13 protein-coding genes are annotated in these 16,156 nt (G+C 37.2%); 2 read left to right on the forward strand and 11 right to left on the reverse strand.

Annotation, left to right across the window (positions count from 1 at the left end):
- Positions 1-142: 142 nt before the first annotated feature.
- The 7 genes from H4J69_RS14090 to H4J69_RS14120 form a co-directional block, all read right to left on the reverse strand.
- Complete coding sequence (locus H4J69_RS14090; protein ID WP_182244869.1) at positions 143-805, reverse strand: TetR/AcrR family transcriptional regulator; 663 nt, start codon at positions 803-805, stop codon at positions 143-145.
- A 30-nt stretch (positions 806-835) separates the two neighbouring features.
- Positions 836-1,537 carry a GntR family transcriptional regulator gene (locus tag H4J69_RS14095; RefSeq protein ID WP_182242397.1) on the reverse strand — a complete coding sequence of 234 codons (702 nt, stop codon included), beginning with the start codon at positions 1,535-1,537 and terminating at the stop codon, positions 836-838.
- 432 nt (positions 1,538-1,969) lie between these two features.
- Entirely contained in the window at positions 1,970-2,617 is a 648-nt protein-coding gene (locus H4J69_RS14100) for a hypothetical protein (protein WP_182242398.1), read from the reverse strand.
- 533 nt (positions 2,618-3,150) lie between these two features.
- Positions 3,151-5,151, reverse strand: a complete 2,001-nt coding sequence (locus tag H4J69_RS14105) for a TonB-dependent siderophore receptor (protein WP_182222589.1) — start codon at positions 5,149-5,151, stop codon at positions 3,151-3,153.
- 81 nt (positions 5,152-5,232) lie between these two features.
- The gene (locus tag H4J69_RS14110) at positions 5,233-5,598 is read right to left on the reverse strand and encodes a hypothetical protein (RefSeq protein WP_182251976.1); all 366 of its coding nucleotides are present in this window, start codon (positions 5,596-5,598) and stop codon (positions 5,233-5,235) included.
- A gap of 318 nt (positions 5,599-5,916) precedes the next feature.
- Positions 5,917-6,447: a hypothetical protein gene (locus H4J69_RS14115; protein WP_182244895.1), complete on the reverse strand. Its 531-nt coding sequence runs from the start codon at positions 6,445-6,447 to the stop codon at positions 5,917-5,919.
- A gap of 322 nt (positions 6,448-6,769) precedes the next feature.
- Positions 6,770-7,705: a LysR family transcriptional regulator gene (locus H4J69_RS14120; RefSeq protein ID WP_182244896.1), complete on the reverse strand. Its 936-nt coding sequence runs from the start codon at positions 7,703-7,705 to the stop codon at positions 6,770-6,772.
- 138 nt (positions 7,706-7,843) lie between these two features.
- Between H4J69_RS14120 and H4J69_RS14125 the strand changes: the two genes are divergently transcribed.
- Together H4J69_RS14125 and H4J69_RS14130 are read left to right on the forward strand one after the other, a co-directional pair.
- Positions 7,844-8,869 carry a zinc-binding alcohol dehydrogenase family protein gene (locus H4J69_RS14125; RefSeq protein WP_182244897.1) on the forward strand — a complete coding sequence of 342 codons (1,026 nt, stop codon included), beginning with the start codon at positions 7,844-7,846 and terminating at the stop codon, positions 8,867-8,869.
- Between the two features lie 84 nt (positions 8,870-8,953).
- The gene (locus H4J69_RS14130) at positions 8,954-10,039 is read left to right on the forward strand and encodes an L-dopachrome tautomerase-related protein (protein WP_182244898.1); all 1,086 of its coding nucleotides are present in this window, start codon (positions 8,954-8,956) and stop codon (positions 10,037-10,039) included.
- A 246-nt stretch (positions 10,040-10,285) separates the two neighbouring features.
- Here the strand turns inward: H4J69_RS14130 and H4J69_RS14135 are convergent, their stop codons facing one another.
- From H4J69_RS14135 to H4J69_RS14150, 4 genes are all read right to left on the reverse strand, one after another.
- Positions 10,286-11,932: an FMN-binding glutamate synthase family protein gene (locus H4J69_RS14135; protein WP_182216225.1), complete on the reverse strand. Its 1,647-nt coding sequence runs from the start codon at positions 11,930-11,932 to the stop codon at positions 10,286-10,288.
- A 150-nt stretch (positions 11,933-12,082) separates the two neighbouring features.
- Complete coding sequence (locus H4J69_RS14140; protein ID WP_182222584.1) at positions 12,083-13,408, reverse strand: NAD(P)/FAD-dependent oxidoreductase; 1,326 nt, start codon at positions 13,406-13,408, stop codon at positions 12,083-12,085.
- Between the two features lie 417 nt (positions 13,409-13,825).
- Entirely contained in the window at positions 13,826-14,830 is a 1,005-nt protein-coding gene (locus tag H4J69_RS14145) for a hypothetical protein (RefSeq protein WP_182216221.1), read from the reverse strand.
- Positions 14,827-15,858 (reverse strand): hypothetical protein, encoded by a 1,032-nt coding sequence (locus H4J69_RS14150; protein WP_182216220.1) that lies wholly within the window; start codon positions 15,856-15,858, stop codon positions 14,827-14,829. Before H4J69_RS14150 ends, H4J69_RS14145 begins: the two co-directional genes overlap by 4 nt.
- Between the last annotated feature and the right edge of the window lie 298 nt (positions 15,859-16,156).

Below are 16,156 nucleotides of genomic sequence, written 5' to 3' on the forward strand. Positions count from 1 at the left end.
CTTGTTTACAATTAACCATCAGTACAAACAAGTATTTTTGCCCATAAACTAAAGCCAAAAAATTCCAATGACTTTATGTTTTTAAAAATATAGGTGATTTTTCTACAGGAAGGGATTGAAATTATAAGAGTTATATCTATTGTTAGCGCTTCTCAACAAGCCGCATACCACAACCTTTTAATATGATATGTTTTATCGTTCTTTTAGCATCATCAAAGTCGCTATTGGTCAGCGGCCTATCTAAAGCAGCTTCAATCTCAACTGAAAAATTAGCATAATGTTGAGTTGCCCCCCAAATAGTAAACAACAAATGGTAAGCTGATATTTGCTCATCTAACTTACCTTGCACTTGCCATGATTGAATGATGTTAGCTTTGTCAGTGATCCACTGTTTAAAATCTGTTTTCAAATATTGACTTAAATAAGGCGCGCCATGCAGTAACTCACTAGCAAAAATAATTGAAGGAGTAGGATTAGTTCTTGAATACTCTATTTTCGCATCTATGTAGCTTGCAATTGCTTTTGCTGGGTCATCATTGGGCTTTATATCAGCAAAAGCTTGATTCCATAAATTGATAATATTAGTTAACACCGCACCATAAAGCGCGAGTTTATTCGTGAAATAATAATGAATGTTACTTCTGGGTAACATTGCCGTTTCAGCAATACGCGCAATGGACGCACCATTAAAGCCATATTTCTTAAATTCTTGTTCAGCAGCTTTTATTATTTTATTTTTGTTTAATAACCTAGCTTTTTGTTGTGTATTGACTAAATCATCATCAGAAATTTTTATTATTGCCATATTTTAACCAAAGACCTAACCGTTAACGCATTAACGTTTTTTAAATATATCAACTAAATCGCTAGTAAATTCTTTTTCATCTAAATTTAAACGCGTCTCAATACTATGAATATGTTGATACATAAGTGCTGTAGCTTTTTCAACCTGACCTTTTTCCATTACGTCGATAAGCTCGAAGTGTTCAAAATGCGAGCATTTAGGCGCATCAGGGTTTTCATACAGTACAATCACTAAAGAGGTTTGCGGTATTAAGGTTGTCAGAATGCGCTCAAGCGTGGTGTTTTTTGATATCTTCGCCAGCATCAAATGGAAGTCGCCACCGAGTTGAATACCTTCAACCATATGTTCACGTTTGATATTATTTTCTTCTGATTTAACTATTTTTTTCAATAAGTCGAAGTCACTATGCGTTGCATGCTTAATGACATCTTTAACAATCTCTACTTCAATTAATTTTCGAGCTTCAAGAATATCTTTACCTTGTTTAACGGTCGGACTTGCGATAAATGCCCCTTTGTTCGGTTGAATTTCAATAATATGGTCTTGAGAAAGTCGCAGTAAAGCACTACGAATCGTTGTACGACCCACATTAAATATTTTTGATAAATTTTCTTCAGTCAGCCGAGTACCAGGGCGTAAACGAAACGATAATATTGCATCAAAAATTTCTTGGTATATTTCTTTATCGCTAATTTTTTTAATTTTTTCGTCAGACTTCAACTTAACTTTCATCACAATCCTAAATACAAATTGACCACTTGGTACTAATTCTCTTAGATTATAGTATATAGAGTTTTATGTTAACTAGTCATTGAACTTCATTACAATCAATAACCTTATCGTTTATTTTCTCATCATCACTCAAATTATACCGATACATATTTATATGTTCAGTATTCAGCTCGACTTAATTCATTTATTTATAGGTACTAATAAGTCAGGATATGGGCAGCTAGTTTGTAGAGAAGCCTCTGCGAGTAAGTTACCCGTAGCCATTAAAAGCTCACACCTGCACTTGGAAATAATGCTGAACAACGTGCCAAAGTAAGGTGGTTGAAAAAATATGCCGATTTTGAGATTGAGCCAGCTAAGTGTTGATCAATCGTATTTAATGCCTTTACTGAAGCTAACGTTAACAAAAGTGACTTTTTTCTTCAAATAGAGTTACTCAACGTTACTTTTTATCTCAGCACATTTATTATTAATATAAAGTGTGATTTGTGTTTCTAGCAGGTGAGTGTTTGAAAACTGCAATTGACGCTTTGTTTCTGAATCTAGAGAATCAAACGTTATATTGTCAATCATGGCATAATCGACCCGGTCACTTAAAACCATTTTTATACCTGTTTCAACAGACTCCATATAAAATATCTTAATGCCAGCATCAGTGAATGATTTAACAAACTGAGAATTATGGTTAGTTCTCAGTAAACCAATTAAATATGGCTTAAGCTCTTCGAGCATTGTCCAGGTAAATTCTGTTGGCTCTCTCTTTCTGATAAGAGAGATACTAATTAAATTTTCATCTAAAACGTAGGAAGAAAAATTAAGTGTACTACTTGGAGGATAAAAACTAGCACACCACTGATCAGCATTGATAACTCTATTTGCTCTTCCAGGAGGAAGAAAAACCGGTATCCAAGTCAATGAAGAGCCAATTTTACTCTTTCGTAATAAGGTAAACGCTAAGCCATCATCATCACGTTCTACTGTGGTAAAAGGCGGATATTCTATTGAAATCACCTCAATTGTCGTCTCTTGAGAAAAAGAGGAAGCACAAAAAAGTAAGGTTAATAACAAATATATTTTCATTGCTAAAGAGTCGCCTAATAATATGATTAAAAAATTTAGAGTCACTGTCACTATTATTTATTATGGTCATATTTTTATATATAACCATTCAATAAGTAGATTATTTAATATCAATAAACGATATAACATCCTATAGCGCTGAATATCAAAGGGACAGTCTCATGTTAAGCAATCAAAATTTAAACTAAAGATCCCTAAATAGTTAACCTTCATTATGAGCATTTTTTTGATGAGTTAATCGAGTAACCTGTTAACGCTAACTAATGTTACATTATAGACTTGAGGTTTTACATTCTTGAACTCAGCTGTGGCTGAGTGAGACTGATAAACTTAGCACCCTAATCCCTATTTAGGGTTTAGGGTGACGATGAGAACTAAACGCTAGCCATTAGAAGCCCCTAATAGCTCATTTAAGATCACCAAAGCACCCGTTCTTCGAATCAGGGGACAGCTAAAACTACCGGTATCCCCTCTAAAAACACTTAATACAATATGGTCAATCCAACAAATCGTTATACTAATATAGTATGCTTTTAACCGCCAAATTTAAAACGTAAACCAGCATTAACAGTAAAGCCATCGTTTCTTGACCAAATGTTGGTTGTCCATCGACCGCTAGGTGCTTGTTCGGGTAATACTAAAGAGTCATCCTTTGTTTGTCGCACATTTAACAAGTTTTCAGCATTAACGAAAAAGCTTACTTGTCCGATGGTAATTTGACCCAGCAGCCCTAAGTGCCAATAAGGGCTGCTTCGCTCTCGATATGGGTTGTTTTCAAGTTGTTGTGTACCCGTATAGTAAGCTTCAAATCCTACCATATGACTACCATGTTCTTCCCACATTACAACAAGACCAGCCGAATGTTTAGGGGTTAACGCTAAGGGTACTCGGCCAAATTGCGGATCTCTTTCTTTAGTGGCGTCTATGTATAAATAGCTACCGGTAAATTTAATATCTTGCCAGCGATAGCGTAGTAATAATTCAGCACCGTTAATGTTACTTTCGCCAGCTGCATTGACGATAAGAACTTGCTTTCTTGAAGCATCATCACTATTAATCACAGCTAACTCAGTAACGTTATCAATATCTGACGCAAATAATGTTAGGCTAGTTTCTACACTGCCCAGCACATAGCTAAAATCTATAGATGCGGTAGATGCTCGCTCCTCATCAAGACTCTCTAGCGGCGCAAGTCGAGATAAACCGGCTTCATCAATATCTTCAATAAAAGGACTTGGTGCGAAAAAACCTTGCCCATATGCCCCTCTAACCGACCAGCTTTCTTGGTTGTATAATAATGAAATTCGCGGGCTTACTTGTGTTCCGTATTCATTATGCCAATCAGCACGTGCACTAAGCGACATAGAAATATCATCACTGACTTCATAATCTAGTTGCGAAAATAGTCCCGGCACTTGATAGGAATAATTAAATTCAGAAAAGGTATCAGATTCGAACTTTTCAGACTGTAGTGCTAAGCCAACTAGCCATGCCGCTTTATCAGAATACCCTGACAAACTCGACTCAATCAGGCTGCTTGTATGGCTGTCATCCTCTTGAACAGGACCAAATTCATGCTCGTGGTCTTGTTTCATTGCCGAGCCACGGACATTAATAGTCATCACCTGCCCCAATGGGCGATCATATATGAAGCCAACATCGGTTCTAAGCGTACCCTGTGTTTGAGGAAAACTATTACCATCAGGTAAAGTAGCGTCACCTAAAGTACCACCATCTCTTTGTTCTTTCATTGCACCCAAGGTAACGTAAAGGTTTGCACCATTATCTTGCTGCCAATAGAAACGAGGTCGGACACTGTGCCTTTCGTAGCCAGCCAAATCAATCCAGCCATCGTTATCTAAGTCTTGCTCTTCTTGATGATGAACTCCAGCAGTAATCGATGCACTTAAAGCGCTAGTTAAAGGAGCGGCAAAGTATGAAGTGATATCTTGACCATTTTTAGACGTAGCATTAAGTAACACTTCGCCCTCATAAACATCTGAAGGTGTGCGTGAAATTAGATTGATCACCCCTCCAAGTGCTGAGCCACCATAAAGAGAAGAAGCAGACCCTTTAATTATTTCAACATTTGCAAGGTCTGTAGGTGGAATTTGCAACAGGCCAATTGAAGCGGTTTGACCACCGTATAAGGGTAAACCATCACTTAAGAGCTGTGTGTAACGACCATACATTCCTTGCAGTCGAATGTTGGAACTTCCTAACGCAGGCGAGGTAGTTTGCACTCTAACGCCACCCGTTTCAGCCACTAACATAGAGATATTCCCTGGACGCATTAGCGCTTTTTCTTGTATTTCTTCCCCATTAATAATTTCGGTTCGTGTTGCCGATTCAGTAACGATACGACCTAAACGAGAAGCGCTTACTTGAATTTTTTCAATTTTGTTATCGTTATGTTCATGGTGTTCTTTGTTGTGTTCTTTGTTGTGTTCTTCTTCATTGTTATTTTCATTCGCGTAAGAAAACGCAGGGATTAACAGCATGGCTACTGCCGTTTTTAATGATATTTTAAACATTTTTACCTCAGGTATTACTTGATAATAATTCAGCACAAGGGCGCTAATTAACTTGAAAAGTGATGAGTTGTACAATCTTTGTTATTCTAAGTTTTTATGAGGTAAAATAGGAGGCCGATAGAGCAAGGGAGAAATAGATTTAAGCTGCTCAAATTGTTGCATATAAAAAGCTTCAGCTAAGATAGTTATTTTAGCTGAGTGAACGACAGTATTAAAATATACAGTTGATGAACATGCATTAACAATACAAGTACAATTAACATCGCAACATTCGATACCACAGCAGTCTTCTGGGGTAGCTTTACTAACTGTACTTAAACCGTAATGTTTTACTTGTTCGCTGGTGTCAAAAGAAAGAGATTTTTCTGAATTTTCACAAGACATAGCAGTATTAAAGCTTATTGCTTGCCCAACGAAGGCAACAAGCATCATTGCTATAATAAACATTCTTAACACTGCTTTAAACATAAAAACCCTTAAACACCATACGCAGAGTATTATAAGAGTTTATTCATAATATGTGAACAATCATAGGCAACCTCGTGCGAGTTATCTATTAAGTCGGTACTATAAACTGTTTAAGCGATTATTAATTATAATGCCTAGTTTGTCAGATAAGCAGACAAAATAGGCATTAGCCTTTTTATGATGAACGACATCTATGGTAGCCTTGCTGGCAGTTATTGGTGGGCTTTGGTTAGGTGAAACATCTATTTTCTGCCTGTTGATATCTACCTTTGAGAGCGGTTTTAATAAACGTTGATTTTAATTACCCGTATTATTTTGTACTGACAAATTAAACGTTTTTACATCACAGTTACTGAGGGCATCGCAACCTCTTATAATAAACCTTAATCTTGATAGGTCATTATCTTGAAAAGACTCGCTTCCTACAGATTTGTTTCCAAAAGAGCAAGATAAGCTGTTGTCATCAATTACACATTGAACTTCACCTGTTGCGTTTGGGCAGAGTGAGAAAGAAGCGCTACCACATTTAAGCCCGGCTATTTTATTATCGTCAGAATATACGTCGCCATTAATCGATAAGTATAAATCTATTCTGTAGGCTGCAGAAGTCGGTGATACCCACTGAACTTCAAAGCGAGTACCTTCTGTAACAGTAACCTGCTCTCCTTCATAATAATCTCTTGAATCAAAGCGAATATTTTGTAAGGTGAAGCCTTCCTCAACCGGTGGCAATATATTAATCTCTGGTGTTTTTTTATCAGCACCGCCGCCACAAGCGCTAAGCACGATTAAAGTAGTGGTTAATATAGTTAATAAAAGATGTTTCATCGATGTCCTTTTTATTACGTTAAATGTATTCCATACTTGACAGCTCAGTAGTCAAAGAAGACATTAAGCTTTTCAGTTCATTACGTCAATAACAGGCACTAAAGTCATGTTAATATAATTGAGTGACGGATGACGTTATTGCCAATCATAGGAAATTATTTTTAGCTAAAAAGCTCTCCTGCAAGCTTATTACTGCCGTTGGTATTTCACCTATTTATACACAAGAATACTACATTGTCGTCACTAGCCTCTAAAGCATTGAGGATTACCATCAAACCTCAAATCAATAAAATCGCTCATTTAAATCAAATAGAATGCTCAATTAGTAGACATCCGCTTGAGCTAAAATACCTTTGTTTATAAGTTGAGTAAGAACATAGTTACACTTTATTTTTAAGTGTTCTCTAAGCAGGCGAACTGCCGGAGTAATGGTCTGTCTACTTGGGCAAATAATCCATAATTCTGTTGGCTTAGGGACAAAGCCAGTTAATAGTGTCACAAGTTGGTTACTCAGCAAGTCATATGACATATCTAAACTAGATTTTACAGCTATTCCCTTACCACTTACACACCAACGCCTGACTAGGTCAGCATCGTTTGAAACGCGATTACTTTTCATTTTGACTTTAATAAACTCACTTTTATAAGAGAATTCCCATACATCATGAACAATGTCATGTAACTTATATAGAAGACCGTTATGTGTGGTCAAATCATTAGGATGCTTGGGTATACCATGCGCTTCTAGGTACTGAGGTGTTGCACAAATAACTCGTGGTACATTACAGATTTTAAAACCGTAAAGGTTGGCATCATTTGGTGAACCATAGCGCAAGGCAATATCAACGGGATCCCTATAGAAATCAATATTGCTATCACTGACATGTAATTTAACACTGATCCCTGTGTGCTCTTCCATAAATTCATCAAACCAAGGTAATACTAAATTCCGACCTAAATCTGAGGGGATAGAAATTCTTAATTCACCATCAATAATGTCTAAATCATCTTTAACATTTTGCTTAGCTACGTCAAGCATTTGCAATGCTTGCTGACAATTTGGAATATACCTTTCACCTGCAACAGAGAGCCTTAAGCTTCGAGTCGTTCGTATAAACAGATCAACGCCAAGCGCACGTTCAACCCTTTTTATTGCTGCACTAGCTGTTGCTGTATGCATGTCTAAACTCTCTGCCGCTGCAGTAATACTGCGAAATTCGGCAACTTTTAAGATAACATTAAGATCTTCTAATAGCATGATTGTCAAAAATAATTTGATAAAGATTCTATCATTATGCTGTTTCTATTTGAGCGATCAAGTCATATCATTATAATCACCATAACAATTAACGTTAACTCCCCGTAATTAACAATTTTAAAGCTTTGGAGAAAAACCATGAAAGCAGTTGGCTACATACAATCATTACCGATCAGTAATCCTAAATCATTAATAGACATCGAACTATCGCAACCTACAGCTTCAGGACATGACTTATTAGTACAGGTTATGTCTATCGCTGTTAACCCTGTAGATTACAAAATCCGTCAAAATGTTGCAGCAGAGAACGATGAATACAAAGTGCTTGGTTGGGACGCTGTTGGTGAAGTCGTGGCCATAGGTGAGTCAGTGAGCCACTTTAAACCTGGGGATAAAGTCTTTTATGCCGGAGATTTAAATCGCCAAGGAAGTAACGCGGAATATCAATTAGTTGATGAGCGCATCGTCGGTCATAAGCCAAAAAGTTTATCAGATGGCGAAGCCGCTGCATTACCATTAACCGCGATTACTGCTTGGGAATTATTGTTTGAACGCTTATTAATCAAACAACAACATCCTGAGATAAAGAAAAAATCAAACGATATAATTTTAATTGTTGGCGCGGCGGGAGGTGTCGGTTCGATTTTAGTTCAGTTAGCAAGTGCACTAACAGGCGCAACTGTCATTGCTACGGCGTCACGAGATAGTTCTGTAAAATGGGTAAAAAAACTGGGGGCAGATTATGTTATCGATCACTCCAAATCACTAGTAGAACAAATTGAACAATTAGCTATAGGGCAAGTAACACACGTTGCTAGTTTAACGCATACTGACTCCTATTTAGATAGCTTTGTTGAACTGTTAGCTCCAATGGGAAAGATAGCCTTAATTGACGATCCTAAGTCGCTTGATATCAGTAAACTTAAATTTAAAAGTTTATCCCTGCACTGGGAGTTTATGTTTACACGTTCAATGTTCAAAACAACAGATATCAATGAGCAACATCGCTTACTTAACAAAATTGCAGACTTGATTGACCAAGGATATATCCAAACTACGGTCGGTAAAAACTTAGGAACCATTAACGCTAAAAACCTAAGAGCGGCCCATAAAATACTTGAATCAGGACAATCGATTGGAAAAATTGTTTTAGAAGGTTTTTAAAAGCAGTCCTAGAAATGTAAGAGACTCTCTAAGACGATTAAGTATAATTATTAATAACTTAATAACTTAATAATAGGTATAAAAATGAAAAAATTACTTTCAGTAATAGCTTATAGCATAGCATTACTCACTACAGCGACGACATTAGCCAATAACAGTGAGCTTCACACAGTCGCTACATTCGATGCACAACATCCACCGGGTAACATTGCTATTACGCCATCGGGAAGAAAGTTTTTGTCGATACATGGATTTTATGGACAAAAGCAAAAGATCATGGAGCTTATGCCAGACGGCACCACAAAACCTTATCCTAATGTAGAATGGGCATATGCTTACAATAATGGTAAAGGTTTTTACGGTGTTCTGGGTATTAATGTATCAGCCGAGGGTGTGTTATGGATGCTAGATACGTCGGGTCCTGATCATGCGGGGCGATTAGTGGGTTGGGATACTAAAAGTGAGCAGCTTGATAAAATTATTTATTTAGCAAAGCCAACGATTACAGACACGTCGTTTCTAAACGACTTAGCCGTTGATAACAAAAATGGCTATATTTATATTGCTGACACGGCACAAGGTAGTCAAGCCGCAATTATTGCTGTTAACCTTAAAACAGGTGCCGCACGAAGAATACTGCAAGACAGCCATTATACTCGTGCTGAAAACATCGACATAGTTATTGAGGGTCGCACAATGAAAATTGGCGGGCAAGCTGCGCGTTTGGGTGTAAACCCAATCACTCTTGAGCCCAATGAAGACTGGTTATACTTTGGCTCCATGTCGGGCACATCGGTATATCGTGTTGCCACAAGCGCAATTATAAATGAAAGTCTATCAAGTAAAGAGCTAGAGGAAAAAGTACAGCACTACGGTACTAAGCCTATTTCTGATGGTATTATTGTCGATGGTGGCGGCAATATATATGTCACCGATATTACTAACGGCGCTATTGGTGTGGTTAAACCTAGTGGCGATTACCAAGTGTTATTTAAAGATGAACGTCTTGTGTGGCCTGATGGTTTTAGTTACGGAGACGATGATAAAATTTACGTTACCGTTAATAAACTTCACCGTTCGCCAATACTCAACAATGGTAAAGATGACAGCCAAGGGCAATATAGTGTGCTTTCTTTTAAGCCACTTGTTAAAGGTAAAGTAGGTCGTTAGTGCCCCGCTACTTTTGACTTATCAATACTAAAAGTCTTTTGGCCGCTTTTAACCATTAAAAATATTAAGGTAATTATCAATACGACCGTCTATTTTATTAATGAAGCAGACGTTCTATCCTAATATCGTGGCTCATAATATGAACCACGATATTAGAGCTTTAATGGTCAATATTCATTGATAATTAAACGGTTCTCAACCTCAGAGATAACAATAAAATAGTATTGCGCAACGCTCAAGTAATCATTAAGAAATTTGCTTAACGGCTAATTCAGGTGGTACCAAAGGCGCAATATCATTAACATAAAAAGTATCGCTAGAGGCTTGATTCCACCATGTTAACCACATCCCAGTAATATTTTCTTGCGTTAACTGACTCTCAGTCAGTTCAGGTACTGTGTGGGTATTAGATTCTAACATGCCGTTTGGTGTTCTACGTTTTATCATGTTGTAAGTTAACTGCGAGACATCATCTAGTCCCATGCTTCCCAATAATTCAAAGAAGCTATTTAGGGTGTGATGATGAAATGAGGTTACACGTTTGCCTTTTACTTCTATATCGATGGCTTTAGAGCGATTTTTATCTTGTGTGGCGACCCCCGTTGGGCACATATTGGTGTCACATTGCCTAGATTGAATACAGCCCAATGACATCATAAATGTTCGGGCCGCGTTAACAATATCAGCACCAAAGGCAACCTTATTAAGCATGTCAAAACCCGAAGCTGTTTTACCGGCTGAAATCACCCGTATCTGTTTACGTAGTCCTAATCCAACAAGTGCCTGATGAACAAAATAGGTTCCTTCCAAGCAGGTCATACCAAGTCTGTTACTAAATTCCACGGGTGCAGCGCCTGTGCCTCCTTCTGCGCCATCAACCGTAATAAAATCAAGGTATATGTTACTTTCCAACATGGCTTTGCCAAGACATAAAAATTCAGCGGGGTTACCAACACAAAGTTTGATACCAATGGGCTTGCCACCACTTAACTCTCTAAGTTGGCTAACAAATGACAGTAATTCAAATGGGCTATTGCATTCAGGGTTAATCGCCGGAGAAACACAATCTTCTTCTTTACTAACACCTCTGATCTGCGCGATTTCATCTGTTATCTTAGCTTTAGGAAGTACGCCACCATGACCAGGCTTAGCACCCTGCGACAACTTTATTTCAATCATTTTTACTTGTGCTAATTGAGCCGTTTTAGCAAACATCACAGGATTGAAACGGCCATATTCATTTCGACAGCCAAAAAGCCCCGTACCTATTTGCCAAACCAAGTCTCCACCATGCTTTAAATGATAAGGGCTAACACCACCTTCGCCAGTATTATGATAAAAGCCACCTGCACCTGCGCCTAGATTCATTGCTTCAATAGCTTCTGCACTTAAAGAGCCATAACTCATTGCTGATATATTTAATCTTGACGCTTTATAGGGTTTTGAACATTGTCGCCCGCCAACTGAAACGTGCTTAGATTCATCCTTTATTGTTTTTGGTGCTAGCGAGTGCCATATACTTTGATAGTTAGTTTGCATTAAATCTCGTTGAGTGCCAAAGGGAATGGTGTCTGTTACCGACTTTGCACGTCGATAAACCAGATCTCTTTGTTCGCGATTAAAAGGCATTTCTTCGGTGTTATTTGCAATAAAATACTGTTGAACTTCTGTTCGTATTGATTCAAAGAAGTAACGAAAGTAAGCAAGAACAGGATACAGTCTATTTAAGGTATGTTTACTTAGGGTAAGATCATATGCACCTACTATTGAATAGGTCAGGGTAAAAAACACCAAAAAACCAGGGAACCAACCAGCAATAGTATAAAGTAAGATAAAGCTACTGATGTTACCTAGGGTTAAAACTTGCCAGTAAAATTTTTGAGCTGAAGTCATTTTTTAAATATCCTACTATATTTCTAATCTGCTTATTTAACCCCATTGATCAATGGGATAATATTATTTTTTTGATGTATGGCGGTAATAAATAGGTGTAAAGCCTATAGAGACTGAAAATCTTTATCAATCATCTTCACCACCCACCAGTTAATGTAATTTCAGGTTAGGCCTTAACGCTCTATTAACCCTACCAACAAGGACTATGAGTAAGGTTTTAAGCACACCAAAAAGTGTCACTTGGTGCATGCGGTATAACCCAATATAAACCAGTCTTGCCAACTTACCTTCGATGAACATACTGCGTTGATTAATGTTTCCCATTAGGCTGCCTACTGCCGTATAAGATGATAATGACACCAAGGAACCATAATCGATATATTCATAAGCGACTAAGGGTTTCAATGCTAATTTAGCAATAATATTGGTAAAGACAGTCGATGCCATTTGATGCGCTGCTTGCGCCCTAGGGGGAACTTTTATCCCTTTTAATGTCGTGCATGAGGCGCAGTCGCCAAGGGCAAATATATCGGTGTCTAAGGGAGTTTGCAGGAATGGATTAACCAGTAATTGATTGTTCTTTGCGCTTTCCAAACCGCCAATAGCTTGCATAAAATCAGGTCCCTTTATGCCCGCCGCCCAAACAGTAATGCTGCTAGCGATTTCACGGCCATCTTTTGTTATTACACTGTTGGGCGTAACTTCAGTAACCGCGGTGTTAGTATTTACGGTGATACCAAGCGCCTCTAGTTCTTGTTGTGCACTTTGCGCTATACGTTCAGGAAGTGCAGCAAGGATCCGAGGCCCTGCTTCTACAATGTGAATATCTAGACTCTTTTTTGATAAATGGTCATATCCATAATTTCTCAGTAATTCAGAGGTTTTTACTATTTCTGCAGCAAGCTCTACGCCTGTAGCACCACCACCAATAATGGCAATATTGAGACTGCTGCGCGTATCGTCCCCTTTAAGTCGTAAAAAAGCATTAAGTAACTCAGTATGGAATCGCTCTGCATTTTCACAAGTATCAAGAAATGTACAGTACTCCTTTGCTCCCAGCGTATTAAAGTCATTCGTTACAGACCCTAACGCAAATACCAATAATGAGTATTTAACCTGGCGAGCAGGAAATATTAAAGCACCGTCTTGATCATTTAATTGTTTTAAAAGTACATGCTTCGATTCTCGGTTGAGTCCATCAACTACACCTAGCTGAAACAAAAAACCATTACGCGCACCATGGGATAAATAATCAACACAATCTATATCTGCGTCAAGTGAGCCTGAAGCGACTTCATGTAAAAGTGGTTTCCAAACATGTTTTCTATTTTGGTCGATTAAAATAACTTTTTGTTTGGTTTTTCGAAAATACTTGCCGAGTTTAGTGGCAAGCTCTAAACCTCCTGCACCACCACCGATTATAACAATGGGGTCTGAAGAAATGGTCGGTTTTCGCCACCAAGGCCTGATTAACATTTTATTCGCTGATCCTTAAACTATAATGAGCCAACACCATTAAAAGCTAGCGTTATTTGTATTAGATATTCCCTACCTTAATCTATGCTTAAGTTAGCGAATATGTAATAAACTATCATGCTATCTTTATGAATGCACTAAGGATAAAGCGTGTCTTCCTGGTTTAAACGTTTAGGTCCATTTCTTGGTGTTGTGTTCTTTCTTATGGCTGCGACACGAGTCTATTTTAAATTAGAACATTTTAAATATGCAGACTCTCTTTCAGCCTTGAGTAGTAGATCTAGTTGGGTTTTCGGCCTGGGTGTTATACTTACTTTGCTAAATTATCTGATCTCCAGCCTTATTAATAATAAGTTAATCCTAAATATTACTAACGACTTCATTACCAATAGAAGTCGTTAATATCTAGGCTAAAATTTACAGATCTTTTATGTTGTTAAGATAGTTTTTATAGTTAGACTTTTTATCTTCGAATAATTTCAGTAAATCTAAAGTAACAAAAACACCATGCTGCTGCTCGCTGTTAGTCGTTAAACCAAAAGAATAAGTATTGTTTATGTGAAACATAACCCCGTGAGATACCGACTTAACTGAAACTCTATCTGCATAGGTAGAGACGACTGAAAGTCCCAAAGGTATCTTTAACTGCCAGTAATTAATCCCCGCCCATTCTATAGCAAGTGCTTCTTTCATCTGTTCGCCATGTTCAGCATCGACACTGTAATGCATAATAATAGAAGGATGTAAGGCAAAGTACTGTTTATTGGGGGGTGGAACTAAACGGTTTTCTTTTAATTTATCTTGGTAATACCAAGTATTAATGGCTAAATCTATAAACGTTTGTGAACGCGAATTTTCAAAATAATTTGACCATGCAGTGTTCTTTAAAGCTATATTCATACCTGCTTTTGAATTGGCATATTTATAAGAAGATTCAAAAGGAGCAACAATTGCCTTATGCAAATTATCAAAGAGGATCTTACAGTTTTTTGGGCCATACCCCTTACAGTCAGCATTATCTAAAACTGCAATTTCTTCATTGTTATACTTTAGATGATATTTTCCTGTCTTAGTGCTTTTTGAGGCATTAATATTTTTAGGGTACGACAATGTGGTTAACGATTGATAAGCATTGTTGATGATAAAATCGCTGTCGACACCCATTTTTTCTAGCGGTTTAACATGCAAGGAAAGTTTTTCCTTCCAATTAATAAACCAAGCATTCATCGCTTGATCGACTTCTGAGCCATCAAGAAGTTTATTACATATTTTCAGAGAAATATCATCAACACCCTCATACATATTAATAAAAACCTTCCCTTTTGTAGCGTCGTGTTTTTGACAAATAAGCTCTTCAGAAAAAGAAGATAAAGAAGATAAAGATATCAAGGCAAGTAAAATAGCCGCCAATAAATATTTCATTGTTTATCCTCCTTGAAATATCTAATAAAACCGGTGATAGCTGCCACTAATCCCTTAATGTCAGCAGTAAAGCCGCCTGTTTGTTGATAATTTTTAATTTTATTTAGCTCTCCTTGATAATGTTTAAATGCCTTATTAGCTTGTGTTTGCTCAGTAGAGCTGGGGTCGAAGTCATCTAAAAATGTATAAAGTAAAGGATAAGATACTTTTGGATCTTCAATGTACCCTTTAATTGAATGGGTATTCTTGCGACTAAATTCTTTAGTAACAATTTTTCGATATGCATTATCAAACGCTGATTCACTTATCCAACTACCATTATTTTTAGGATCGAAGCGTCTAAATAAATCAAAAGCAATAGGGTCGCACTCATGATAGATATTATAAAATTCATTCATTATTCCGCCAACACCAGGTTTAACAATAGATTGATAAGGTGAAGTTAAACCAGAAGCCCACGTGACTAAATCGCTAACATTAGCGAAACTCCAATAGGTAGATATTTGCGGTTGACCGAGCGGTTTTTCATCAGGAAAGAGTTTATTTAATGAGTCATGCATTACTGACGTGCCAAGAGAATGCGTTAAAAAATGATAAGTCGTACCTGCACTGTGTTGGCCAAATATACTCACTAACTCTTTGATAACAAAGCCCCTAACGCTTTCACCAAATATAGACAAATATAGGATAACATCTAAGGCATGAGTATTTTCAAAGGTATCACTCCCCAGATTGGCATCAATACCTATCAATTTATTCATTAAGTCAGGCGTATCAACACCCGCCAGCTGAGTTTTAATGAAGTGTTCAACTGTTTTACTGCTGCTTGAAATTTCCTTACGGATCTTCTCAAATAGATGGTCATAACTAATACTATGAATGATCAATTCATTTTCAATTTTTAGTTTTTTATAACTTGGATACCTTTCCAATGCATTGTTAATTGACTCAACAACGTCTTCTTTAAAAGAGTCAGAGGTGTGCATTCCAATGCCATGCATTAAAATTAAGACGGGTTTATCGCTCATTTTTTTCTCCAAATATCGACGTCAATGTTAAATTAAATAGACTTTACGAACGTGAAGATTCAGCCGAGTAAAAAAGGAAAGGCGCTATCCTAGCTAAGTCAAATTGAATCCATTTAAGTTCAATAACCAACTATAGGTGCAGCCTATAAATTAAACAACAATAGAGCGCCATTAGTTTATGTTATATAGATTTTCATAATGAACATAACCTTATTCGCTAACTTATTATTGATTTGCTGAAATTTAAAATATCATTATTTTGCGGTGAGTAATTCGCCATGCTCACTGATAAGCAGTT

Source organism: Colwellia sp. BRX10-9, from assembly GCF_014077405.1.
Taxonomy (GTDB): domain Bacteria; phylum Pseudomonadota; class Gammaproteobacteria; order Enterobacterales; family Alteromonadaceae; genus Colwellia_A.